We start from the raw sequence: 24,232 nt of genomic DNA on the forward strand, positions 1-24,232 counted from the left end.
CTCATCTCTTTCTTAAACTAATTTACCAGATGCTAATAAACTAGCAACTTCTGGTTGAACATGATTATATTTCTTTACTGTATTCTCATAGTCTACAAAAAACAACTTATACCAGACTAAAAAAGTATAAATAGTCCAAATCTTGCGTCTGTCTGAACCATCCCCACTAAAATTTTTATCCAACATAGCAAGAATTTTATCTTGATTAAAGATATTATTTACAAAATCTTCCGCAAATAAAAGTCTAACTTGCTTATAAAATTTTGGATCTTGCAACCATTGTTTAATTGGAGTTGGAAATCCTAATTTTGGTCGCTGAGCCCATTCTTCAGGTAATACTCTTTCAGCGGCTTTCCTAAGAGCATATTTCGTATCATATTTGTTAACCAAATACTTAGTTGGAATCGAATTAGCCAATTCTGCAATCTTTTTATCTAAGTATGGAACTCTAAGTTCTAATGAATGAGCCATAGATATTTTATCTGCTTTTTGCTCTATATCATTCAACATAAAGTGGTGTAAATCAATATATTGCATTTGTTTAACAGAATCAAGATTTTTAACCTTAGCAAAATCTGCTTGATAATTGCTATTAACTGTCAATTTATTTTGATATTTTGGTTGTAAAATATCATTTGCATCTTTAGCTGAAAAAATAGTCGGATAATTTATATCATAAATAACAGATTGACCAACGTAATATTCATCAGGAGAAGCTAAATTAGTATAAATATGCACTTTTCCCGGAAAATTAGGCAATTTTTTGATTCCCTTAGCCAATTTAAAACGCAAATTCTTGGGTATTTTTTTTAGACCAGAAGTGAAGACTTTAATAATATTATTATGCGTGTGCATGCCATAATTAACATAACCTGCAAATAACTCATCTGCTCCTTCACCTGAAAGGGCAACTGTAACATGTTTTCTTGCTAACTTACATAAATACCACAATGGAATAATAGACGGATTGGCGTCAGGTTCATCCATATGATACTGCATTTCTGGAAAATCATGCATAGCTTCTTCGGCTTTAACTTTATCAGAATAAAAAGTCCAACCTTTAATATCTGCTAACGCTTTGGCTTTTGAAGCTTCATCATAAGTAGCATCATCAAAGGAAATTGAAAATACATCATCAGGATTTAACAGACTAGTCACAAAACTTGAATCTACACCTTCTGATAAAAACGATCCAACTTTTACATCAGCATTATGATACAATTCAACAGTTTCTTTCAAATCTTCATTAATTTTATCTAAAGTTTGTTCAAAACTCAAACTGTTTTGTACATATTCTGCATCCCAATATTTATGAATATCGAACTTACCATTTTTATAAGCAAACCAGTGTCCAGCAGGAAATTTATAAACGCCTTTAAAAAAAGTCTCGTTCAAATCATTGTACTGATTCATTAAATATGGTTTCACAGCTTCAACATTCAATTCTTTTTTAAAGTAAGGAAAAGCTAAAAAGCTCTTCAATTCACTTCCTACCAATAACCTACCATCATTATTAGTATAATACATAGGTTTAATACCAAAAAAGTCCCTAGCACCATATAGAGTTTGATCGTTATCATCCCATATTAGAAAAGCAAACATCCCCCTAATACGTTTTAACAAACCATCCATACCCCACTCTTCATAGCCATGCAATAATACTTCTGTATCAGTTTTGGTCGTAAAAGTATGGCCACTATTAATTAATTCTTCTCTAAGTGGTTTGAAGTTGTATATTTCACCATTAAAAATAACAGCTCTGCTTTTATCCTCATTAAAAATAGGCTGACTACCACCACGTAAATCAATAATTGAAAGACGCCTAAAACCTAAGGCAACCTTATCATTGGTAAATTTGCCGGCAGACGATGGTCCTCTATGCACAATTGTATCCATCATTTGTTCGATCACTTGATCTTTATTTTCTAATTGCGGATCATAAAAAGCACAAATTCCACACATTGATTATCTTCTCCTTAATTGCCAATACTATCAATTATAAGCAAAAATAATAATTAAACAAATATTTATATTCTATATACTCTCCGTTTGGAGGCTGCACCATATCCAAAAACCTGCAACAACTTTTTATCTAAGTCAACATTAACTACATAACCAGCATATTCAGTTCTTTGATCTACTTGTCGATTATAACGATGATTATATTTATTACTATCAGATAAACTTACTAATGCAGAACAATTAAATGTAATATATTGAATACTATTAATACGATATTGATCCTCTGCGTGAGCATGACCTGCAAAATAAGCAATAATTTTGCCCTTAACTACATTGGAAAAATCAAATTTATTAGTTAACGTATACTCTAAAGGCACATCATGTGAATTCAAGTACCCTTTTTCTCGTTGATTAAATGCAACCATCAATTCGTGCAACGAACGTCCATTATACTTCAAAGAATTCATACCTTTACGATCAATTGGCACAGCATGTCCCATAAAAATTATTTGCTTATTAACAGATTTTTCTAAAATTTCAATAATCTCTTGTACTTGATCTTCCCTAATAGCTAAAGTATGCTGAGTATTATATTTTTTCTTACCATTATCATCCAAGATATAGGGAACATCGGACGTATTAATCATTATTATCCGTAAATCACCGTAGTCAAAATATGCAACACCATGTTGCCTGGAAATATAATGGATATTATGTTGGCGATACATATTTGTCCACATGATGTCTTCAAATTCTCTTTCAGGGAAAGATGGTAACATCTCATGCAAAGCATCAAACTTATCATTCTCATCATGGTTGCCCTTAATTAAAGCATAATCAATACGTTTGGAAGAAAAGCAATTTCGCAAATTAATTAGTTCCTGCTCATCAACTAATCCCGGATCCGAACCATCTATCCAATCACCTAAATGCACTTTTAACTTTAAAAATCCTCTTTCTTCAAGATAATTAAACTCTTTTAAATGAAGTAAGCCCAATCGTCCATACGAGGTTAATGAGTCAACATCTTTTTGATGCGTGTCTGTGATAATACCAATATTTATCGAATTAGTGTTAGTACGAGTATAATTCTTTACATAATTAATAAATTCATCCAAATGCTCTTCAACTATAAAACGACGCCCATTTTTTTTATTTTGAAAAGCTCGAAACCGATTTAATCTAGGTTCAAACTTTCTAACAAAAAGTGGTGCTAAATTTTCAGCTTTCTTTGGACGCAATGCTTGATATAAAATACCATTATCATTTTTATATACAATTAAATCAAAATCTTTATCCCCAGGTGTACCTTCAGGAGCTCCCACAGAATATTCACCGACTTGCGTATAATGTTGCATTACATCAAAAATCGAATTATTTGTTATATTATTTTCCTCTGCTCTATTCTTTTTAACAATATTTTCTAAAGCTTTGGAAATATTTCTAAACATGTTCATAAAGCTACACCTGTTTTATGTAAAAAAGGGGCTATATCAGCCCTAACGAACATTAATTGCTAGCTAAAGAATGTGCAGCAATAATCAAAGAAACCACAGCATCCTTAGATAAAATCTTGCGTAAATCATCAGCAGCAATCTGTTCCACTGCACCAATAACCTTTAAACTGTAAATTAATACATTTAAATCAACACTACGATTATACCCGCCATCAACATATGGAGACTCATGATTATATGTTAAATTTATTTCATGCTGATCCACATAACCATCAACATGATTTGTTAAAATCCGATCTTTAAGTAATTTAAGTGGCTTATCCATTTGCAATATAGTTAATTTGCCATCAGACTCTTGATCATAATATTGTTCTTGTGTCATATCTATATATTCTTTAGCAGATTTTTGTAATATGTGTAGATTATCAATTTGCTCAAAAATATCTGCTACATTTATTGTTTGCTTATCAGAAATAATAATATCATGTTGAGCAGATAATTTGTCTGCTAATGATACCATAGTTAATTGCTCCATTTATATCCTCCTCTAGTTACATTTAACATTATATCAAAAAAAGTACCTTATTATAGGTACTTTTACTTTCTATTATTAAAATAAACTATTTCTTAATCTTTTCGTTATTTAAATCAGTTTTTACAATTAATACATCTGCCAAGGCGTTACGATTTACGTATTCTGTAACACTGCCCATTAACATTCTTTCAACAGCATTCATACCTGTTGCACCCATCACAACTAAATCATTATTGTGATCTTTTATAAAATCAAAAGCAATTATTCTCTTAGGTGACCCATATCTAATATGATAAGATACATCTTTAAATTTAAATTGTTCTTCTGCTTTTTTCTGTAAGCTCTTTAGATACTCTTCAGAATCATTAGTCATTTGATAAACTGTATCACCTGAAATCAAAGTATCTTGTAACTCTCCCATAAATTGACGTGTATCAATAATATTTAAAATATCTATGTGAGCAGCATTTTCCATAGCTATTGCCACTGCTTTATCAAAAGCAAGCTCGGCAGATTCTGATCCATCAACTGGAACCAAAATGTTGTTATACCCTTTTATCATAACTAAACATCTCCTACGCTATATAGTGTTTATCTTTAATTAGATTTTACCATAAAAGCCCTTACATGCTAGAATTTATAGCATATATTTCTCAAAAAATGTTATAATTGTTTTCCATAACATTTTTATAGTAAAGGGATGAACACTCATGAACAATTATCATAAAAGATTACTTAATATTAAATCTGGACGAAATTTTAGAGAATTAGGTGGTTATCGAACACTAACAGGGAAAAAAATAAAATATCATAAATTACTAAGAACAGGAAATCTAGCAGATCTTTTACCAGAAGACTCCAATTTGTTGGAAAACTATAATGTTAAATTGATCATAGATTTTAGATCCGAAAAAGAAAAAAATAAATACCCTGATATTATTCCTAACCAAGCAAAATATGAATTTAATCCTGTTTTTAGCGAGGATCTGACAAATGCTTCCAAACCAATGGAAGACCTGGAAAAATGGGCATCTAACGACCCTAATTTTGGTAAACGACAAATGTTTGCAGCATACAATGACATGATTAATAGTTCATCAGCACAAAATGCATACAGACATTTTTTAGAATTGCTACTAGCCAATAATAACGATAACCAAGCAGCATTATTTCATTGTACTGCTGGAAAAGATAGAACAGGATTTGGAGCACTATTGATACTATCTGCTTTAGGTATTCCTTTTGATACAATCAAAAAAGACTATCTATTAACTAATACTACAACTAAAGATTTCATTAATTCTATGCTAAAAAAAGCCAAAGATGATGGTGGAAACGATAATGTAGTCAAAGCAACATATGATATTCAATCTGTTTGTGCCGAATATTTGGACTATGTCTTAAGTAACATTAACAATAATTATGGCAGTATCCATAATTATTTACGTAATACTATGAAGTTATCTCGCAAGGATATATTAGATCTTCGTAAAATCTATTTAGAAGATTAAAAAATAGTTGCTCTCATATAGAGATGGTATTACATAACATATATTTATTTTAAATCCATATTTCGATATTGTATTGGAATATGGATTTTTTAAATTTATTTTAAATTTAATTTACAAAAAAACATTAGCCTTGTATTATATAAATCGTAATTATTATTAATTTCAAATTAACATTTAAAGGAGAAGCAATGATTGTCATTAAAAATTTAAGCTTTGACTATGTTACTTTCGAAAAAGCATCAGGGCTTAAGGGTACTATTGAAGACCTTTTTCATAGAAAGCCACAATATGTAAAAGCTTTAAAAAATATTAATTTAAACATAGAAGATGGTAGCCTAATTGGATTGATTGGACCAAATGGTGCAGGAAAAACGACCTTAACTAAACTATTAACTGGAATTATTAGCCCTAGTAGTGGCTCTGTTAATATTGATACTTTTATTCCCATGCAACGAAAAACCGAGCTCTTGAAAGAGATAGGTGTACTTTTTGGTCAAAAATCACAACTTTCTTGGGACTTACCAGCTATTGATACTTTAAATATGTTAGCTAGTATCTATTCTTTAGAAGAAAATAGATTCAAAAAACGTTTAAAAGAATTAACTAAGATGCTTAATGCTGAAGATTTAATTAATAAACCTGTCAGAAAATTATCACTTGGTCAAAGAGTTAAATGTGATTTAATTTGTTCCTTAATTCATGAACCCAAATATTTATTCTTAGATGAGCCCACTCTAGGCTTGGACTTAATGACTCAAGAAAATATTTATGAATTTTTACGCGAAGAAAATAAACGTAATAAAACAACTATTATCATTACCTCTCATAACATTAGAGATATAGAAGCATTGGCACAAAGACTGGTAATTTTAGCTAACGGAGAAATTGTTTTTGATGATAAGCTTGAAAAATTACCAATTAATATTTCTACAGATGATCATTTTGTTGTTAAATATTTAGTAAATAATGAGCCAGAAAGCAAAAATATCAGCGAAAATGATCTCAAAAAATTTATGCAAACACTCTCTGCTAATCAAATAATCTCATTAACTAGAGAAGGTATTAATTTAGAAGAAATTATTTTGGAGATTTATAAAAAAGTAAAATGACAATCATGAAAAAGTATTTACCAATTTTTTACCTTGGGATCAAATCTAGTTTAGTCTACAGAGGTAACTACTTAATCAAAATTATAACTCAAGTTTTAAATTTAATAGTTACTCTCTGGATGTGGTGCTGGTTAATGGGCAATAATGTGCACAACTTTAACTATTTAGCAAAGTACTTAATTATGACTAACACTTTAAGTTTGCTATTTTCAATTGCACCGGCCTTTACTTTAGCTGACTTGATTCAGTCTGGTAAATTATCTAACTATCTAACAAAACCAGTATCATTATATTGGTATCTATATTTAACTTATATAGGATCTCAACTACCTATAATTATTTTTTACCTAGTTTTAGGGCTTTATTTTAATTTAAACATTGGCTTTATTAATCTGATCTTATATCTAATTTTTTGTTCTTTTATGTTCTTTAATCTAGCTTTAGTTTTTGGTAGCTTAGGATTTTGGTTAATAAATATGTGGCCACTCAAATCAGGCTTATTTGCTATTTATTTATTATTTGGAGGGCTATATTTTCCACTATCTATGCTAGGGAAAAATATTTATTCCTGGTTACAATATAACCCATTTTCCTTAGTGACAGATGTACCTGCAAAATTAATTGCATCAAACATTAATCAGACAAATATTTATTATCTAGCAGTTGCTGTTTGGCTAATTATTTTTTACTGCATATATAAAAAAACGTTTAAGCTAGGACTTAAGAAATATGAGGGTGTGGGTGTATGAGAATTCAGAAAATTATTTCAAGTATTTGGAAACAGAGTATAGAAGAATTTTTAATTTATCGTGCCACCAGTTTGATAACTTTTATCTTAGCCGTAGTATTCTTATTAATTGAATTATTTGTCGGTGATATTTATTTTTCAAATTCAGAAAATGCTAATTGGACACGAAATCAATATTTTATTTTAATTACTTTTATGAACAGTGCAACCTATATTTATAACTTTTTCTTTGTTATTGGACATGAAAACTTGGTAGAAGATATTTTAGAAGGAGAACTAGATTATAACCTGATTCGACCTGTCTATTCTTATTGGTATTCAATTGGCACACATTTAGATATTCCAAGTATATTTAATTTGATTTTATCTTTAGGATTATTAGGATATTATTTAGCCCTGGAAAATGTAGGTATTATAGGTTACGCAATAATGTTAATAAACTTAATATTAACTGCTTTTCTAATTTTCTTATTGAATCAATTGGCAGTTACATTATCATTTTGGGTTGATGGATTAACAAGTTTATTTGGCATGATTGAGGATTTGATTAGTTATGCTAGCCGTCCAAAACAAATTTTTCCAATGATTATTCAACAGATTTTTACCTTTGTCATTCCAGTATTATTGGCAAGTAATTTACCTGTTGAAATGATTTTTCATAAACACAATTATTGGTTATTAGGATATTTTATAATGATAGATATATTGTTGTATTACACTTCAAAACTCCTTTGGAATAAGGGTATCAAACATTATAGCTCAGCAAATTAAAGACTTATCTTTCAACAACTATGCTTTAACTTCTACGATGGAGCTGTTAATAATAAATTAACGAAACAGTCGTAGTTGTATCTTAAAAGGGGCAAAATACAATGACAATTGGAGAACTACTTAAAGAATATCGAATTAGTCAAGCTAAAAATCAAAAAGATTTTACACATAATGGAATAATTATTAGTCAATCATACTATTCTAAAGTAGAAAAAAACACTCACAGAATTACAGCAGATAGCTTAATTAAACTACTACATTTTAATAATATCCCTTTATGGACATTTTTCAGTAGGCTAAATCAAAATGATAATATGCAGTATCAACAAATTAGTAATTTACACAATATAATGATATCTACTTATTATGGTCAAAATCAGCAAAAACTTAACGATATAAAACTTTTAATAGATAAAACCAACCTTTCAAAAGAAGATAAGAATGAAGAAAAACTGTTAGTTGATGGCTGGATAGAGTCATTAAAAAAAGATCCTAAGTCATTTGATATGGAATTAAGACATAAGCTCAAAGATAAAATTTTTAGTCATCCTAATTTGGATAAAAATACTATTACTCTATATTGTAACTTTATGGTCTTTTATGACCTTGACAGTAATAAAATTATAGCTAAAAAAATAATACAGCAATATAAAGATAGTGATAACGTTGATATTAAAATAGCAATACTAGCAATAATTAGTAATATTCTGGCCATTGCAATTGAAAAAAATCAAATTGAAGATATTCAACTATTTATTGATACTGCTGATGAAATTCCTACTCTACCTGAATTATTTTTTTATAAAAATACAATTTTCTTTTTTAAAAATTTAATTATATATAAACAAACAAAGCAAAATAACTCTCTTATTAACTGTAAAAATGCAATCAATACTATCATAAATCTCGATATGAAAAGCTATGGGGATAAAATACATAAATTCCTGAACAAACACACAAAATAAAAAGTCGTATTTGAAATTTAAATTCGAATACGACTTTTTTGCTCGTTTCATATTGTTTCAAATATAATAAGGTCATTAAGTTTACATATCTGGAGTAATTAAGCTATGGAAGATATTTTAACTAAATTAAAAGCAAAATGGAAAAAAGCAGGAATATTACATATTATCTATAAAAATCCTTTAATTCAAAGGAAAACTAACAATTATCCAAAAAATATTTTAATATCCAAGATACTCAAATAATTGAAAATCAGATAAATAAAGTATTTTCTATCCTTGCAAATTTAGCTTTTTCTTATTTAATAGATCAAAAAAGAAGTACTGTCATTGCTTATATTTAAAAATGGAGGATATTAATATGTCTATTTCGAAAAAAGTTATTTTACCATCTGTTATTTTATCATTATTAGGGAGCATAGTAGCATGTCAAAATGCAAGTTTCTCAGCAAGTACCTCCTTGCAAAAAAGTACTGCAGATTTATCTGCTCAAATAATCCAGCAAGTTAAAATTTCAAATAGTAATGATAATATTTACGTTAAAGTAGGAAATAAATTAAAAGTAGATTATGATGGTCCCAAAAATAATGCTCCAATCGTTAAAATTAAAAATCATTATTTAGAAGTATCATCCCCACATCACTTTTCATTGAATTTCTTTTCAAGAAACACCTATAATGTTACTATCACTCTTCCTCAAAACGAATTAAAAAACTTTTCAATTAATTCTTCAAACGGAAATGTTAAAGTAGAAGAAATTCATACTGATAAAGGATATATTGTTACATCAAATGGCAATATTATCATATCTAAACTTATTTCACGCTTCGGTTTTGAATTATCAAGTTCCAATGGTAATATTACAGTAGAGCATGCTAATTTTTCAGGATACAATCTTTCAAATTCTAATGGATCCAATAAGTTTAGAGGTATGCACGTATCTAATTCATTTGCAAAGATTACATCAAAATCAAATGTACTAGATATTAACAATTCAAATGGTGATATTGATATTTACTAATAAGCATTGTTTCTTTATCAAAAAATATTAATTAAAAAACCGTCGCTTGTTATTAGAAATCTAACAAGAGCGACGGTATTTTTATACTATTAAATTGAAAATTTTTACATTAATTGCCAAATTGAATAACTTTATTAAACATACCCTTTTCTTCAGTAGTAAGATGGTGAGCCACTTCAATAATAGTACCATGATATTCTTTCAAAAGTGTCTCGTGGATCTGTTTAGCAAGGACAGGATCTAATGAAGCAGTAGCTTCATCTGCAAGTATTACTGGACGATTAAAGAATAAAGCTCGAGCAATCTCTATTCTTTGTTTTTGACCGCCAGATAGATGACTACCTGATTGACCCACTTTGAAATCCCAACCTTTTTCCTTTATGAGATCTTCTAATCCTGCCTTACGTATAACATCATTTAAAATATTCTGATCATCTTTACATCCTAAAGTAATATTATAAAGAATAGTATCATCTAACAACCTAGGCTCCTGATTAATATAACTAAAGTAATTATGGACTTTTTTGATATCTGCAGTCATATCTTCTCCATTAATCAAATATCTGCCATTTTTAATATTGATGTTGCCTAGTAAAGTATTTAAAAGGGTAGATTTACCCCACCCAGATGGTGCAACGATTAACACCTTTTCGCCTTTTTTAATGTCAAATGACACATTACTAAAGACATCTTTATCCTTGTATGCAACTGCTACATCTTTTAATTCAATGCCATTAAAATAATCGATCCCTAATTTACTATCTTTGAAACCATTAGACTTTTGAGATAAATCCTGAATTTTTTCCCACATATGTTTAGCAACTCGCATATCATTGAGATAAGCAGAAATAATGATTACTGGATTAACAAAATTATTAGATAACTGACTAACCATAATCAATGTACCTAATGTGATATTTTTTATACTTACAAGATAAACTCCTAATGCTATTGGTGCAATCGTAATGACACTATAAGCTATGGTATTTATAGTTTCATTGGTAAATCCCTGCCAAAAATTCAGTTTCAGTAATGCAGCTTCCATTGTATTAGCAGAGGACTTAAACCTTTTCCACAAATTATTTTCTGTATTATATAGTCGAGCAGACGCAGAAAACATTTCGGTTTCTTTAACATTTTCAGTATATTTACTGTTACTTTTATCCCATTCTTTTGACTTTTCTTCAATATTTCTACCTAATATTCTTTGAAAAATACCGGGCAAAAAAGATGCTAACATAAATACTATAGTCAGAGGCAATGAACCTGCTATAGATGCAATTATTGCAGTTATAAATTGAATGACATTGGTTATAATCTGCAATTCAGCTTCTATTTTATCTGTTTCAATAGTTTTCAAATCATTAGTAAAAAATGAAGTATCTAATTCTACGGACGGATTATTACTAAAAATTAAATATTTACTTACAATTGCTTTAATATTGCAATTTATTTTCCGTACAACCATAAAATATATTTTTTGGTAAAAAATACTTACCAGCCAAAATACTATTAAACCTACCAAAGCCACTACAACTATAGTGAATAAATAACTAAGCTTAGGTTTATTAACCCAATTCACCATTTGTTGACTAACTACTGCTATAAATGCAGCTTGTAACGATTTGAAAAAAGAAAGAATTACAAAAATAAATATATAACGCTTTTCAACATATTTTAAAGCCATAAATAACCTCCAACATATAATATTAATTTAGATTTTAAATATTTATTTATATTGATTACCATGGTAATGCACCTTCTTTCTCATAATATTATTATATTGTTTTTTTTATTTTATACAATAATAATATTATTAATTATTATTATTGTATAAACATAGGTCAAAAATAGACCATTATACATAAAAAAAGACCTAGTCCCGAACCAAGTTCAGAATCAAGTCTTTTGACATCTTTTTTTGTTTTCTAGGTTAATTTTTTAACCCTATCTTACATGTGGAAACTTTATCAAATTAAAATATTAATCAATATATAATTAATTATCAGTATTCAAAAATGCGTTTACGTCCACAACACCATCTTTTCCCGCTTTTACATAGTCAGGTACTCGATCATCAACCATCTGGCAATTAAGCCATTCCATAATCATCGCCATGTTTAAACCAGCATATAATTTAATATTCAAACCCGCTTTAATCAAACGACTGACAGTATTAGCAGGGGTTCCTCCCATTAAATCTGCAAAAACAACGATGTCATCAACACTAAAATCAGCAGTAGCATCTTCAAATTTCTTCTGAAAATCAGATACACCATCTTCAGGTAACATACACACAGCTTGAATATTATCTTGAGGTCCCATGATCAACTCTATGCCTTTTTTAGCTTCTTCAGCTAATTTTCCATGACTGATCAAAATTAACTCTTTTGCCATTTTTTCGTCCTCCTTTACAAAAAACACTTGTTATGTAAACGCTTAGCCCTTTATTTTATCATAATATATTATTAGCAAAAAATAAATTAACTTTATTCATTCTTATAGCGTGAGATACCGTTGACATATGTTTCCACTAAAGTTAAATCGCTATTTAAAATAATAAAATCAGCAGGATGATCAGGTTCAATAACACCGCAATATTTTAACTTATTGATACTTTTGGCAGGAATATATGAAGCCATCATAATTGCTTGTTCTGGGGTCGCAATATTCCAATCGACCAAATTTTTTACAGCATCTTTCATTAATAATACACTGCCAGCCAAATTATTCTTACCTATTAAACGAGCCATTCCGTCTTTAACATATACAGGTAATTCGCCTAACATATAATCCCCATCTGGCATTAATCCAGCTTGCATACAATCAGTAACTAAAGCAATATGTTCATATCCTTTGGCACTAATCAAAGCCTTAATAGCTGCAGGTTCTACATGGTGTCCATCGCAAATTAATTCGGCGATAGTTAAATTCGATGAAAAAGCTGCTCCAATAATATTAGGGGTATGTTGTGATAAAGTATTCATACCATTAAAAGTATGAGTAAACATCGTTGCACCAGCATCTACACAAGACATTGTTTCTTCATAGTTGGCACTTGAGTGGCCTAAAGAAACCACAACTCCTTCTTTTATAGCTTGCCTAGTAAACTCTTTAGCTCCCCTTCTTTCGGGTGCAAGTGAGATTTTGATAAGCATATTTTTAGAAGCTGCTCGCCACTTGTCAAATTCTACAATGGAAGGATCAGTCATATACTTTGGATTTTCTGCACCACCATGCTCTGGAGTAAAGAAAGGTCCCTCAAAATGAATCCCCTGAATTTTAGCTCCTGTTTCTTCACCCTTATGTTCTGCTATCATTTGACAGATATGAGTCAAAGTAGACGAGGCTGCAGTAATAGTGGTTGGCAACCAGCTTGTTACACCAGCTTGTAGCAAGCCTTCTGATATTTTGTTAATACCATTCCAATTACTTTTCATCACATCTTCGTTTAATAACCCATGTATGTGTGTATCAACATATCCTGGAGCTACTAACTTATCAGCATATTCTTTAATGACAACATTAGTTGGTTTTTTTGCTTCTGGATAATAGAAACCAAAATTACCATCATCTTGAATTTCTAAATATCCTCCATTAGTAACATGATTTTTTAAGAAAAATTTTTTAGCATGTAAAAAGTAAGACATATTTTCTCCTTTAGTGTTTAGTTTATTAATATTAATTTTTGGTATTATAATAATGTAGTAAATATTTATAGTAAAGTATGTGAAAAAATGACTAGTGTTTTAAAAGACAATCAAAAACAAAATTATTTGAGCGATTTATGCCAAGTTATTAAGAAAAAAGATTATTATGAACTAATCTTCAAAAATAATGAAATTGGCAAGTTATATATTATCAATGACGAAATTTTTCGACTGGTTATCCAGCCTAAAGGTAAAGAAGAGTTACCTTCAGTTCCTTTTTCGTGCACAAAAATCAAACAAAGCCAAAAAGATTATTTTGAATTATCAAAGTTATTAATAACAGAAGAAACATTTATTATTCGAAATCAACGTTATTCTTTACGTATCCAGAAAAAACCAGCCTTAATTAGTATTTTTGACGAACGTACCAATCACTATAGAATGAAACAAAAGCAACCGCTGCTCTTTCAAGATAATTGTACAACAGAAACACTTACCCAAAATGATAATGAATTCTACTTTGGATGTGGCATGCAAAATGGTCACTTTAGTCATAAGGGTAATACTGTACAAATTAAAAATACTAATCTGACAGGTTTAGGTGCCGTAGCTTGCCCAATCAATTTATTCTGGTCAACTGCTGGTTTTAGTGAGTTACGTAATACTTGGAGTAATGGTATCTACGATTTTGGACAACAATCACCCTCATATTCAAGTATAATGCATTTTTGTGATATTTTTGATAATTTTTATATCTTAGGTGATAATCCAGCCAAATTATTGGCTAATTATTATCAAATTAGTGGTCAACCTCTATTTTTACCTAAATTTGCTTTAAATCTTGGATATATCAGCGACCTCAGTTCAAAGAAGGTAGATGATACTTCAGATATAGCTATTCACAAGCAAAATTGGCTGACAGCAATCGAAGATAAGATTAAATTGTTTGCTAAAAAGGAATTTCCATTAAGTTGGATAATACCTGATTTTAAATCAAAAGCTGCTTTCGACATAAACTCAACTAAAAATCTATCAGACTACAATATAAATTTTGGTAGTGAAAATTTAAAAGATAATGGTACATTTGGCATCATCCAGTTGCCTATGAATAACACTGATAATTTGACAATAATAGATAACCTTCGCAATATGCATAATCAACTTGATCATCAAAATCAGAGAATCTGGTTAATGACTAATAATGGTTGGGCAGGTATCCATACATATAGTGCTACTGTTAACGGTGGCGTAGGTGGCGAATGGGAAGAGCTTTCTGCACAAATCACCAGTTTCCTAGGACTCAGTCTATCCGGACAACCTAATTTTGGAAATGCACTAGATGGTGAATATGGTGGCGGAAATGCTCAAGTAAACCTCCGTGATTTACAATGGAAGATTTTCACACCACTTCTATTTAATATGGATGGCGAAGGAAATATTGAAAAAACACCTTTTGCTTTTAATAATAAAATCACCAAAATTAACAAGGCCTATTTCAACTTACGTAAACGGTTAACTTACTACCTTTATAATTTGCTGAAACAAGCTCAAGATGGTTTTCCTATGATTAGACCATTGTGTTTTAATTTTCCACGTGAAACATATAACTACACTACTCGAGTTAACAAAGAATTTATGTTAGGAGATAGTCTACTAATAGCACCTATTACCAACGGTAGAGAAAATCATGACGGATTATCAATTAAAGATAATATTTATTTGCCTGATGATCGAACAGTCTGGATTGATCCATTTACTGGTAAAAAATTTCCTGGTGGCTTGTCTTACGACCAATTAACTTTTTCGTCATGGCATTTACCAGTATTCATAAAACAAGGAAGCATTATTCCTAATAATCTTCGTGACGCCAATATTTTTCCATGTAATCAAGAAACAGCAATTTTATATGATGATGATGGCATTAGTAGACAATACCAAAATGAACAATTTGCGACAACTAAAATTGATAGTTCCTTACAAAATAAAACATTAGTTATATCTATTGCAGCTACACAAGGAGATTTTGACAAGTTAGATCTACAACAACCTACCTACCTCACTATTTTTACTGATAATCATCCCCAAAATATTATTGCTAAAAGAAATAATGAAGTCATAAATTTAGTAGAAACTAATGATATTGATACTTTAGATGATCAAACCTCTGGTTTTTCTTATATTGCTAATTTTAATTTGTGGCCTGAATTTAGTGAATATACGCAGTCTAACCATAATATAATTCGCATCAAACTAGTAAGTCAGAATATCAAACAAGATCATTTTGAATTAACAATCAATAATTTTACCTATTGTAACGATGTACAAATGCATGCGATCACGGATTCAGCGTTAATCATCCCTAAAGACTTTGAAATCATGCCAAAAAGTGTTACATCAAAAAGTATGACCGTGCATTGGTCAAATATACCAACTCCCATCAATGATCATTTAACTGCAGACATTGAATTGAATGGAATTATCCACACTAATATAAGCGGGAATATCTTTACTCTACATGAATTACAATCTAACACAAAGTATCGTTTACGAATTAGAAATCGATATTTAAATAAGGTATCAGAATGGTCTGAAAATATTACTGGCAAAACCAATCCTGATCCTTTAGAATATGCAGTCAAAGATATCAAAATTTCTGCCAATTTAGAAAGCACATTAGAAATGCCTTTAGAAAGTCTGATTGATTTCTGCCCTGCTTCTGAATGGTTAAGCAAAGAAAAAATCACAACAAATAATCCATTGGTATTGACTATTAATTTTGATCAAATCTATAAACTCAGTCGCATGGTTTACATCCCACGTTCTCGTGATCACAAAGGACATGTTTTAAAGATTCGCATTGCTATTTCAAAAGATGGTCTCAATTATAGTGAATGGAGTGCACCATATGATTGGAATGACGATGCAAAAAATAAAGTAATTGGTTTAAGAGATGTTGTTGCTAAAAGCATCAAATTACATATCACTGATGCTGTTGATGGTGTAGTTTCAGGCAAAGAATTATTATTCTTCAAAGCAAAATAAATTTTGAACTAATTTTAACGATAATAAAACCCCAATATATAACATAAGTTACATATTGGGGCTTTATTTTTTTACTAAAAATTTACTTTTTTAATCCTTTAACTAAAAAAATTGTTGTTAAAGGGATAGTAAGTAATACTCCAACAAAAGAATATACGACTATCAAAGCTTCACTTACAAATAATTTATCATTAAGGATTTCAACAAGAGAGTAATTTAATCTCATAAACCAAATAAACAGTGGCAAAAAACTACCAAAAAAGCCAAATAATATAGTATTAATTGCAGTACCTAAAATATCATCACCCATTTGTTCTGCACTTTTAAAAATCTGGCGAATAGTAATATCTTTATCATGCCTTTTTAATTCTAAAATGCCAGCACTCATCGCTACACTTGCTTCCGCAATAGCACCTAAAGTAGAAAAAATCGCTACCACGATTGAAATTTGTGGAAAACTTATGCCTGCTTGTAATGACAGACCGACTAATTCTTCTCCAGATTGATCTCCAAAACCAGCAGCTTGAGCGACATATTCAAACATAATAATTAAAACAATTACAATACAACTAATCGCTAAAGCTGTTAAAAAAGAATTCCTCGCAACCTTATAGTCATGCGTTCCCAAATAGATAATTGTCGCTAATTTTAATGGTATAAATACGATAGCCACTCCTATAATATTAATACCCCATGAAATTAGTAAAGCAACTAAAATAATCAACAATGCATTAATAATAATACTAAGATAGGACTTTAATCCAGTTTTACCACCTACCAAAATCATTAAGCCTAATAAAAGCAATAGCAATAAAACAAATATATTATTCATATGCATTCCTCCTAATGTTTAGGGATAAATACGTAACAACAAAGTGCTGAAAAAATAACTGTTACTACTATTCCTATTGCTGACACTAAGCTCTGGAGAATACCCAATGATAAAGCAAATTGACATGTGTATATCAACGTATTATTATCACGTAACAATAAAATAGCCATTGGCAAAGACTCAGCCATAAAAATTAAAACCAAAACATTAATTAGTGGTCCCATAATTTCTTGACCTAATGTACGTCCACTGTTAAATAGTTCTTTAAAGGTAATATGTGGTTTATGTTGACACAAAGCATACAAACTCGTCACAATATCTGTAGCTTCATCCATAACCGCACCTAGCACACCTAGTAGCGTTTGAGCCAAAAATAATGCTCGTGGATCCTGAGTAGCATAAGCAACAGCTTCATATTTAATACCTTTTTCATTAGTAAGTCGCATCAACAAATAACACATACCAAAAGATATAAAAACACCCAAAAGTGTAGAAGCTAAAGTAACCAACATTTTTTTGTTACATCCCTGCACAATAATTAGAGATATAAATGCAAATAACACAACTGCAGTTCCATAAATAGCAAATATTTGCGTACCATTCTCCATAATGTCAAATTTGATGATAAAGTAAAATACTACACTATTCAAAATCATTGACAACAAAATACTAATACTATTGAAACCAGTTATCAAAATTAACAAACTAATCATCAAAAATATAGCAAAAACCACAATACCGTCACGTTTCGGGCTAACAATAGTTGGCTTATTTTTCACAAAAGACATGATAACCATCTGCTGACCATGATATTTTTGTGTTAAAACTTGAGAAGGTGAATAATAATTACTGATGGTATGAGTTTCACCTTTATGCTTTCCTGACAAAACTTTAACGTGAATTATCTGATGCCTAACCTCATCTTTATTTCGATATGTATCTTCTACTTTATTCACTAATTCATCATGAATATTAGTATCAATTATACGTCCTACTGGATGCGTTAGTCCTTTGGAAGAAAAGTATATCCACAGTGAACAAAACAAGCCTAACAGTAAAATTACCACACTTATGATTAATCTTTGTTTTTTGGACATATTACTATCTCCATCAGCTTTATTTTTGAATAAACTTTAACAAGGGATCCCACCAATGATGCTTATCCTTTAATTGCATATCAGCTAAAGTACGATGCATTGTTATATTTGGATGTTTTTGCTGATTTTCACGTGCTTTACGCAAAATTTCTTCATGAATTGTCTCTGCACTTTCTGAAGAATTAATAGGCTCAACTCCAGAAATATCTGGCATAGCTAAAATTTTAGGATCCACTTCTTTATCTTTTTTAGAATTTAAATCAATTAATAGTTGGCTATTTTGTTGTGAAAGTTGCTCCATTTGTGCCTTCAATCCACTTATAGCAACATTTTGTTGCTCAATCGTTTTTTGCAACATTCCTAATAATTGAACTACCTGTTTAGCATCAATCATATTATAGCTACTATTGACCTTGTTTACTTGTGGCATTTTATCTGAAGCATGAACTTCAAATAATTGGCTAATTGCCTCTTTATAGGGTAACTTTTTCTGATTAATCAATGTCAAGACTGTTTGTAATAACCTTACATTCTGAGGCGTGTACATCCTTGACTGCTTATTATTACGGACAAAATACATATGATTGCCAGTAACTTGTTCAATCTCAGATGAATATTTTCGCAAAGTAGCTACACTAATACCTAATTGTTTTGCTACTTGAGAAGTAACTAACATTTTTTCTTGCATATGCTGACCCTTTTATTAATAATTTTAATCGTGTTTATGTAATAAAGTTTTCTTATGTGCGTATCTATCTAAAGCATAATTTAACAATTTAGTAATTAATTCTGTATAAGAAATACCAACTTGTTCAAATAGTTTCGGATACATACTAATATTTGTAAAACCTGGTAAAGAATTTAATTCATTGAAAATAACCTTGTTATCAGAACTCAACATAGAATCAACACGAGCTAGGCCTGAACATTCTGTCGCATGATAAACTTTGAGTGCTTGACGTCTTACCGTTTCTATAATTTCAGATGGTAACGCAGCTGGTATTTGTAACTTAGAAGTTGAATTATCATTATATTTATTTTCATACGAATACCAACTACCTTGTGCATTAGTTATTTGTCCCACGCCTGAAACAATCGCATCATCATTACCTAAAACCGCAGTTTCTACTTCTGTTCCCTTAATAGTTTCTTCTACTAAAACTTTATCATCATATTTAAATGCTTCAGCTAAAGCTTTTTCATAGTCAGCTGCAGAAGTTACATGACTAATACCAACTGAAGATCCTTGGTTTGATGGCTTGACAAATAAATCTGTACCTAACTTTTGAGATACATAATCATAGCTTAGTTTTTCATTCTTAGCATCATTGTATTCAAAACGTTTAATAGAAATCCAATCAGCTACTGGTACACCCGCACGCTGAGCCATAATTTTATTTAACTCTTTGTCCATAGTAATTGCTGCTGCCAAAACATCATCACCCACAAAAGGTTTGTCTAAAATACGTAGCAGGCCCTGTAAACATCCATCTTCACCCAAATTTCCGTGAACAATTGGGAAAAAGACATCTATCTCTGGACGATTAGATAATTCAATAACATTAGAAATATTTGTAACAGTATGTGGATTCTCTATTTGATAGGTAGGATCTTCTAAGACCTTACGAGAATCAGCATCACTAGCTAAAAAACCAGTATTTGTAATCCACATTGGATAAACATCATACTTTTCTTTATCAATTGCCTTATATATATTGCGACCTGAAATAATTGAAACTTCATATTCAGATGAGTTTCCACCAAAAATTAAACCAACCCTGATTTTTTTATTCATTACACTTCTCCTTATCATCTTTAGAACCCTATTATAAACAATGCTACCACATTTTGAAATTTTTTATTTAAATTGAAGTAGAAAATCACGATAAATACTATCTGTAGTAAAAATATACACTGATTAATATACCTCATTTTGTCAAAATAAAAAAAGTTGTTAAAAAAGTATAAAATATACGAAATTTTAGTTATTTATAGTTATAATAAAGACTATGAAAAGGAGCTAAATCATGCGTCTTAGAATAAAAATAACATCATTTTTTATTACTGCTTCTATTTTGATTTCAACTTTAGCTGGAACTACAGCTAATGCTGCAGGCTTTACTAAAAAAGATTTAAATAATATTCACAGAATTCAAGAGCAATATGCATTATTACCAAAAATGCGTTACAATCAAAAAAATATCTATCATAAGGAACCACATTTATCGGAACCTTTTGATCCTGGTATACTATCTGCAGGATACATATCCAGCCAGCTAGCATATATTAATTATTATAGAAGTATGTTTGGTTTAAATAAAATCAATACTGACAGTACTAATAATGATAATGCACAAATAGCAGCCAGTGTAATGGCTGCTACACAAGCTAGTCCTTTTGTTAACCAACACGGTTTACCATCGTTAGTCAAGCCACCTTTTATTTCCGATATGTTTTGGAATATTGCCAAAATTGTTACAGCTAGTTCTAACCTAAACTTTAATATAAATAATCAAACAGCAGGAGAAGTAGTTACCGACTTGTTAACAGATAGATTTAACCTAGATGGTTCTGATACTGGACACCGAGCATGGTTGCTATCTACTAAAATATCTAAAACTGGTATAGGAGCAGCCTATGGTGATAATGGTTATCGCTACTCTGTTCAACAAGTAGCTTTCGCTGCAGATTCATATGCTGCACCATGTCAAACTTCAGTATTATATCCTGCAAGTAACCTCTTTCCTATCGAATTGTTACAAGGATCTAATATCGCATGGTCTCTCTATCTATCAGAAAAGAGAATTAATCATTTGCCTAAAATAACCATTACAGACTTAGATGATAATCAAAGTTACAAAGTAAATCATGTCAACAATTTTAATAAACAAGGATTTGGTTATTTTTCTACTATTATTACCTACTATCCTGCAAATATGCCTTTGATTTTGGGACACCAATATGAAGTTAACATACATGGACTGTATAAATACACATTCAAACTATTTAGTCTAGATCCAACTAAACCACTACCTTTAGATACAGATGATAGTAACAAAAATAAGCATCGCAACAATGCTCAAAAAATAAAATCAGCCTTGCTTAGCAAAGCTGAAAAATTGCGTGATTCTTTAAATAAAGATCGGGCAATGAACATTAATTTATTTGGTAAATCATATCAAGATGGCAAACAATTTTATAATTTAGGTGCACAGCAATGGTTTCATGATTTCTTTGTAGTTGATGTGCCTGATTTAACAGCTGGCATTATTGATATTACCGATAAAACTATTGATAAAAATATATACACTAGCCCTTACAAGCAATACAGAAGAAACACATTCACTCAACTACAAGCTGGTAAAAGTTATGCCTATGGTCAAATTATTCAAATCAACAAAACGAATTGGTATTACCTAGGACCACATCGTTGGTTCAGACAACAAATATCTAGACATACTTTATAAGTGGCATAATCATGCTATTAGCACAAAATTTAAAACATATGATTAAATATATTTTTTAAAACCATATTTCGATATTCTATCGGAGTATGGTTTTTTTGCAAAAACAAGCATATGTCCCTCCACTTCAGGATTATCAGACATTATGGCACATTTATTTTCATGAATAATATTACAAAAAACACAATCTTTAAAACTATCGCTTCATTCTAACAATTACTTGATCAATATTTATAATTTTGATAATCTAATGAAAATAGCTAAAAATGAAATTATAAAATTTTTTCTAGCCGAAGAATATATACAATGGCCGTTATATCACGTTGATGCACTCATTCTAAATAATGAAGTTAAATATTTGATAATACCAAAAATTCTATTTATCATTTAGAGGTTTTTTCTAATGGTCATAATGTAATATTGTGTGAAGTAGGGGTGCGTCTAGGAGGTGGTCGCATATTACAAGAAATAGAAAAAGAGTTTAATTTCAGTCCTATGAAAGAACTATTAAAAGTAGAGTTAGGTATACCTTCATTTTTGGAACAAAAAAAAGAATTACGTTTTAACAAAATAAGAGGCTTTATATTGCCAAGTCCAGGAGAAGGAAAATTAATAAAGCTACCGAAAACTTTTCCTAATAAACTCCCCTTTAAAAATATATATGACTGCTATCAATATGCAAAGATAGGGAATATATATCATGGTTCACATAGTAGTATTGAAGCAATTTCTGCTATTTCAGTAGAAGGAAAGAGCACAAAAGGTAGTCACTAAGCAACTTTTGGAAATTGGTAAATGGATAAAAGATAATACAATATACGAGGAAAAATAATATGGACTCAAAAGATATACTAATAGAATGGGCAAAAAGATTACAAAGTTTAGCACAAGCTGGATTAACATATGGAAAAGATAAATTTGATATCGAACGATATCAAGAGATTCGAGATATTTCTGCAGAAATAATGGCATGGAAAAGTGATACACCTATTAAAAAAATTAAGTATCTTTTTTGCAATGAAGTTGGATATCAAACCCCAAAAATTGCTACTCGTGCTGCAATTTTTAAAAATGAAAAAATATTATTAGTTCAAGAAAATGATGGTAGTTGGTCTATGCCAGGTGGATGGTGTGAAGTCAATTTATCTTTACAAGAAAATTGTATAAAGGAAGTAAAAGAAGAAGCAGGAGTGGATGTAGAAGTAGAAAAAGTTATTGCTTTACATGATCTAAGTAAACATAGTGATAAAGACTATCCGTATGGTGTTTTAGAAGTTTTCTTTCTATGTAAACTTAAAGGTGGACATTTTGAAGAAAATTATGAAACAATAGATAGTAAGTATTTCAGCATTGATGAGTTACCAAAAATGAATTGTGACAAAGGTTCTGAAGAACAAGCTTTAATGTGTTTTAAAGCATTGAATGATCCTTTTTGGAAAACATACTTTGAGTAAGCAGTAGTGGTGATTTTATTGAATAAATTAACTTATACAGAATTTTTTAATACTATCAAAGTAATTTCAAGTAATTCGATATATAAATTCAGTATTGTTATCCAATATGAACAATGGTGGGATTTTGCTTGCTTTATATCAAAGTAGTGAAATATTAATCAGTGTATTTTTTAATTTCTTGGGTGGAGCTTTATCTGACCAAAATAATAGAAAAGAAATTATTTGGCATTGTGACATAATTAGTGGACTTATATGTATAGTCTTAGCTTTTTTTATTCACCAAGATTTATTGATTTATGACATATTATTTATCAATATTTCTTTATCCATTTTATCATCTTGTCGTAATTCGGCTTACAAAGCAATTTTTAGAGAAATTGTTTATTTAGATCACATAAGTAAAATTAATTCCTTTTTAGAAAATGCAAAAGAAGTTGTTCAAATTGCTGGCCCCTTAGGAGCAGTAGTAGTATCTAATTTCTTAGGCACCAAAATATCTTTGATAGTTGATGAAATTACTTTTATAGTTTCTGGTCTATTAATTAGAAAACTTACGATCATAACGTTTTCTTTGGTAAACTATTAATTATAACTGCTAGTATAGCCATAGTTATAAA

At 30.0% G+C, this 24,232-nt stretch carries 23 protein-coding genes and 1 pseudogene; 12 read left to right on the top strand and 12 right to left on the bottom strand.

The window, feature by feature from the left end; all coding sequences use genetic code 11:
• Positions 1-12 precede the first annotated feature (12 nt).
• From asnB to G6Z82_RS06090, 4 genes are all read right to left on the bottom strand, one after another.
• Positions 13-1,962 (bottom strand): asparagine synthase (glutamine-hydrolyzing), encoded by a 1,950-nt coding sequence (gene asnB, locus G6Z82_RS06075; protein ID WP_006731958.1) that lies wholly within the window; start codon positions 1,960-1,962, stop codon positions 13-15.
• A gap of 65 nt (positions 1,963-2,027) precedes the next feature.
• Entirely contained in the window at positions 2,028-3,419 is a 1,392-nt protein-coding gene (locus G6Z82_RS06080; RefSeq protein WP_164785953.1) for a metallophosphoesterase family protein, read from the bottom strand.
• 52 nt (positions 3,420-3,471) lie between these two features.
• Positions 3,472-3,954, bottom strand: a complete 483-nt coding sequence (locus G6Z82_RS06085) for a hypothetical protein (protein ID WP_006729369.1) — start codon at positions 3,952-3,954, stop codon at positions 3,472-3,474.
• Positions 3,955-4,039: 85 nt separating this feature from the next.
• Positions 4,040-4,516 (bottom strand): universal stress protein, encoded by a 477-nt coding sequence (locus G6Z82_RS06090; protein ID WP_006729368.1) that lies wholly within the window; start codon positions 4,514-4,516, stop codon positions 4,040-4,042.
• A gap of 148 nt (positions 4,517-4,664) precedes the next feature.
• Between G6Z82_RS06090 and G6Z82_RS06095 the strand changes: the two genes are divergently transcribed.
• The 7 genes from G6Z82_RS06095 (at position 4,665) to G6Z82_RS06125 (ending at position 10,076) form a co-directional block, all read left to right on the top strand.
• Positions 4,665-5,465 carry a tyrosine-protein phosphatase gene (locus G6Z82_RS06095; RefSeq protein WP_102215371.1) on the top strand — a complete coding sequence of 267 codons (801 nt, stop codon included), beginning with the start codon at positions 4,665-4,667 and terminating at the stop codon, positions 5,463-5,465.
• 188 nt (positions 5,466-5,653) lie between these two features.
• The gene (locus G6Z82_RS06100) at positions 5,654-6,574 is read left to right on the top strand and encodes an ABC transporter ATP-binding protein (RefSeq protein ID WP_164785955.1); all 921 of its coding nucleotides are present in this window, start codon (positions 5,654-5,656) and stop codon (positions 6,572-6,574) included.
• On the top strand, positions 6,571-7,323 hold the full coding sequence (locus G6Z82_RS06105) for an ABC-2 family transporter protein (RefSeq protein WP_164785956.1): 753 nt from the start codon (positions 6,571-6,573) through the stop codon (positions 7,321-7,323). Before G6Z82_RS06100 ends, G6Z82_RS06105 begins: the two co-directional genes overlap by 4 nt.
• A complete protein-coding gene (locus G6Z82_RS06110; protein ID WP_006732961.1) occupies positions 7,320-8,093 on the top strand; it encodes an ABC-2 family transporter protein in 774 nt (257 codons plus the stop codon). The genes G6Z82_RS06105 and G6Z82_RS06110 overlap by 4 nt, the downstream gene beginning before the upstream one ends.
• Before the next feature lie 101 nt (positions 8,094-8,194).
• On the top strand, positions 8,195-9,058 hold the full coding sequence (locus G6Z82_RS06115; protein ID WP_006729363.1) for a helix-turn-helix domain-containing protein: 864 nt from the start codon (positions 8,195-8,197) through the stop codon (positions 9,056-9,058).
• A gap of 105 nt (positions 9,059-9,163) precedes the next feature.
• Positions 9,164-9,301 (top strand): hypothetical protein, encoded by a 138-nt coding sequence (locus G6Z82_RS06635; RefSeq protein WP_241243737.1) that lies wholly within the window; start codon positions 9,164-9,166, stop codon positions 9,299-9,301.
• 115 nt (positions 9,302-9,416) lie between these two features.
• Positions 9,417-10,076, top strand: a complete 660-nt coding sequence (locus tag G6Z82_RS06125) for a DUF4097 family beta strand repeat-containing protein (protein ID WP_164785958.1) — start codon at positions 9,417-9,419, stop codon at positions 10,074-10,076.
• Between the two features lie 109 nt (positions 10,077-10,185).
• Here the strand turns inward: G6Z82_RS06125 and G6Z82_RS06130 are convergent, their stop codons facing one another.
• From G6Z82_RS06130 to nagA, 3 genes are all read right to left on the bottom strand, one after another.
• On the bottom strand, positions 10,186-11,763 hold the full coding sequence (locus G6Z82_RS06130) for an ATP-binding cassette domain-containing protein (RefSeq protein ID WP_164785959.1): 1,578 nt from the start codon (positions 11,761-11,763) through the stop codon (positions 10,186-10,188).
• A gap of 311 nt (positions 11,764-12,074) precedes the next feature.
• Positions 12,075-12,473 carry a PTS sugar transporter subunit IIA gene (locus tag G6Z82_RS06135; RefSeq protein ID WP_006730498.1) on the bottom strand — a complete coding sequence of 133 codons (399 nt, stop codon included), beginning with the start codon at positions 12,471-12,473 and terminating at the stop codon, positions 12,075-12,077.
• Between the two features lie 92 nt (positions 12,474-12,565).
• On the bottom strand, positions 12,566-13,726 hold the full coding sequence (nagA, locus tag G6Z82_RS06140) for an N-acetylglucosamine-6-phosphate deacetylase (RefSeq protein WP_164785961.1): 1,161 nt from the start codon (positions 13,724-13,726) through the stop codon (positions 12,566-12,568).
• Positions 13,727-13,813: 87 nt separating this feature from the next.
• Here nagA and G6Z82_RS06145 point away from each other — a divergent pair, with 87 nt between their 5' ends.
• Entirely contained in the window at positions 13,814-16,768 is a 2,955-nt protein-coding gene (locus G6Z82_RS06145) for a TIM-barrel domain-containing protein (RefSeq protein WP_164785962.1), read from the top strand.
• Positions 16,769-16,850: 82 nt separating this feature from the next.
• Here the strand turns inward: G6Z82_RS06145 and G6Z82_RS06150 are convergent, their stop codons facing one another.
• The 4 genes from G6Z82_RS06150 to G6Z82_RS06165 are packed head-to-tail and all read right to left on the bottom strand — an operon-like array spanning position 16,851 to position 20,492.
• On the bottom strand, positions 16,851-17,600 hold the full coding sequence (locus G6Z82_RS06150; RefSeq protein ID WP_006731999.1) for a YibE/F family protein: 750 nt from the start codon (positions 17,598-17,600) through the stop codon (positions 16,851-16,853).
• A gap of 11 nt (positions 17,601-17,611) precedes the next feature.
• Entirely contained in the window at positions 17,612-18,697 is a 1,086-nt protein-coding gene (locus G6Z82_RS06155) for a YibE/F family protein (protein WP_006731979.1), read from the bottom strand.
• Positions 18,698-18,716: 19 nt separating this feature from the next.
• Complete coding sequence (locus G6Z82_RS06160; protein ID WP_006729354.1) at positions 18,717-19,385, bottom strand: MerR family transcriptional regulator; 669 nt, start codon at positions 19,383-19,385, stop codon at positions 18,717-18,719.
• A gap of 24 nt (positions 19,386-19,409) precedes the next feature.
• Positions 19,410-20,492: a D-alanine--D-alanine ligase family protein gene (locus G6Z82_RS06165; protein ID WP_006734062.1), complete on the bottom strand. Its 1,083-nt coding sequence runs from the start codon at positions 20,490-20,492 to the stop codon at positions 19,410-19,412.
• Positions 20,493-20,724: 232 nt separating this feature from the next.
• On the opposite strand from G6Z82_RS06165, the gene G6Z82_RS06170 reads away from it, so the two are divergent.
• On the top strand, positions 20,725-22,164 hold the full coding sequence (locus tag G6Z82_RS06170) for a CAP domain-containing protein (RefSeq protein WP_102878039.1): 1,440 nt from the start codon (positions 20,725-20,727) through the stop codon (positions 22,162-22,164).
• Positions 22,165-22,248: 84 nt separating this feature from the next.
• Here G6Z82_RS06170 and G6Z82_RS06720 read toward each other — a convergent pair.
• Positions 22,249-22,332: pseudogene (locus G6Z82_RS06720) on the bottom strand (HIT family protein); the annotation flags it as partial.
• Positions 22,333-22,656: 324 nt separating this feature from the next.
• Here G6Z82_RS06720 and G6Z82_RS06180 point away from each other — a divergent pair.
• The 3 genes from G6Z82_RS06180 to G6Z82_RS06190 all read left to right on the top strand — a co-directional run bounded on the left by G6Z82_RS06180 (position 22,657) and on the right by G6Z82_RS06190 (position 24,201).
• The gene (locus G6Z82_RS06180; protein ID WP_241243738.1) at positions 22,657-22,935 is read left to right on the top strand and encodes a hypothetical protein; all 279 of its coding nucleotides are present in this window, start codon (positions 22,657-22,659) and stop codon (positions 22,933-22,935) included.
• 59 nt (positions 22,936-22,994) lie between these two features.
• Positions 22,995-23,615 (top strand): NUDIX hydrolase N-terminal domain-containing protein, encoded by a 621-nt coding sequence (locus G6Z82_RS06185; RefSeq protein WP_006730821.1) that lies wholly within the window; start codon positions 22,995-22,997, stop codon positions 23,613-23,615.
• A 106-nt stretch (positions 23,616-23,721) separates the two neighbouring features.
• Positions 23,722-24,201: an MFS transporter gene (locus G6Z82_RS06190; RefSeq protein WP_164785964.1), complete on the top strand. Its 480-nt coding sequence runs from the start codon at positions 23,722-23,724 to the stop codon at positions 24,199-24,201.
• Positions 24,202-24,232: the final 31 nt, after the last annotated feature.

The sequence above is a fragment of the Lactobacillus iners genome, assembly GCF_011058775.1.
Taxonomy (GTDB): Bacteria; Bacillota; Bacilli; order Lactobacillales; family Lactobacillaceae; genus Lactobacillus; species Lactobacillus iners.

Bases quoted from the DNA above. Each gene is read 5' to 3' on its own strand.
- G6Z82_RS06090 (WP_006729368.1), bottom strand. From the start codon at position 4,516: ATGATAAAAGGGTATAACAACATTTTGGTTCCAGTTGATGGATCAGAA.
- G6Z82_RS06135 (WP_006730498.1), bottom strand. From the start codon at position 12,473: ATGGCAAAAGAGTTAATTTTGATCAGTCATGGAAAATTAGCTGAAGAA.
- asnB (WP_006731958.1), bottom strand. From the start codon at position 1,962: ATGTGTGGAATTTGTGCTTTTTATGATCCGCAATTAGAAAATAAAGAT.
- G6Z82_RS06115 (WP_006729363.1), top strand. From the start codon at position 8,195: ATGACAATTGGAGAACTACTTAAAGAATATCGAATTAGTCAAGCTAAA.
- G6Z82_RS06095 (WP_102215371.1), top strand. From the start codon at position 4,665: ATGAACAATTATCATAAAAGATTACTTAATATTAAATCTGGACGAAAT.
- nagA (WP_164785961.1), bottom strand. From the start codon at position 13,726: ATGTCTTACTTTTTACATGCTAAAAAATTTTTCTTAAAAAATCATGTT.
- G6Z82_RS06190 (WP_164785964.1), top strand. From the start codon at position 23,722: ATGAACAATGGTGGGATTTTGCTTGCTTTATATCAAAGTAGTGAAATA.
- G6Z82_RS06180 (WP_241243738.1), top strand. From the start codon at position 22,657: ATGAAAGAACTATTAAAAGTAGAGTTAGGTATACCTTCATTTTTGGAA.
- G6Z82_RS06125 (WP_164785958.1), top strand. From the start codon at position 9,417: ATGTCTATTTCGAAAAAAGTTATTTTACCATCTGTTATTTTATCATTA.
- G6Z82_RS06635 (WP_241243737.1), top strand. From the start codon at position 9,164: ATGGAAGATATTTTAACTAAATTAAAAGCAAAATGGAAAAAAGCAGGA.
- G6Z82_RS06150 (WP_006731999.1), bottom strand. From the start codon at position 17,600: ATGAATAATATATTTGTTTTATTGCTATTGCTTTTATTAGGCTTAATG.
- G6Z82_RS06185 (WP_006730821.1), top strand. From the start codon at position 22,995: ATGGACTCAAAAGATATACTAATAGAATGGGCAAAAAGATTACAAAGT.
- G6Z82_RS06130 (WP_164785959.1), bottom strand. From the start codon at position 11,763: ATGGCTTTAAAATATGTTGAAAAGCGTTATATATTTATTTTTGTAATT.
- G6Z82_RS06165 (WP_006734062.1), bottom strand. From the start codon at position 20,492: ATGAATAAAAAAATCAGGGTTGGTTTAATTTTTGGTGGAAACTCATCT.
- G6Z82_RS06170 (WP_102878039.1), top strand. From the start codon at position 20,725: ATGCGTCTTAGAATAAAAATAACATCATTTTTTATTACTGCTTCTATT.
- G6Z82_RS06085 (WP_006729369.1), bottom strand. From the start codon at position 3,954: ATGGAGCAATTAACTATGGTATCATTAGCAGACAAATTATCTGCTCAA.
- G6Z82_RS06155 (WP_006731979.1), bottom strand. From the start codon at position 18,697: ATGTCCAAAAAACAAAGATTAATCATAAGTGTGGTAATTTTACTGTTA.
- G6Z82_RS06080 (WP_164785953.1), bottom strand. From the start codon at position 3,419: ATGAACATGTTTAGAAATATTTCCAAAGCTTTAGAAAATATTGTTAAA.
- G6Z82_RS06160 (WP_006729354.1), bottom strand. From the start codon at position 19,385: ATGCAAGAAAAAATGTTAGTTACTTCTCAAGTAGCAAAACAATTAGGT.
- G6Z82_RS06100 (WP_164785955.1), top strand. From the start codon at position 5,654: ATGATTGTCATTAAAAATTTAAGCTTTGACTATGTTACTTTCGAAAAA.
- G6Z82_RS06105 (WP_164785956.1), top strand. From the start codon at position 6,571: ATGACAATCATGAAAAAGTATTTACCAATTTTTTACCTTGGGATCAAA.
- G6Z82_RS06145 (WP_164785962.1), top strand. From the start codon at position 13,814: ATGACTAGTGTTTTAAAAGACAATCAAAAACAAAATTATTTGAGCGAT.
- G6Z82_RS06110 (WP_006732961.1), top strand. From the start codon at position 7,320: ATGAGAATTCAGAAAATTATTTCAAGTATTTGGAAACAGAGTATAGAA.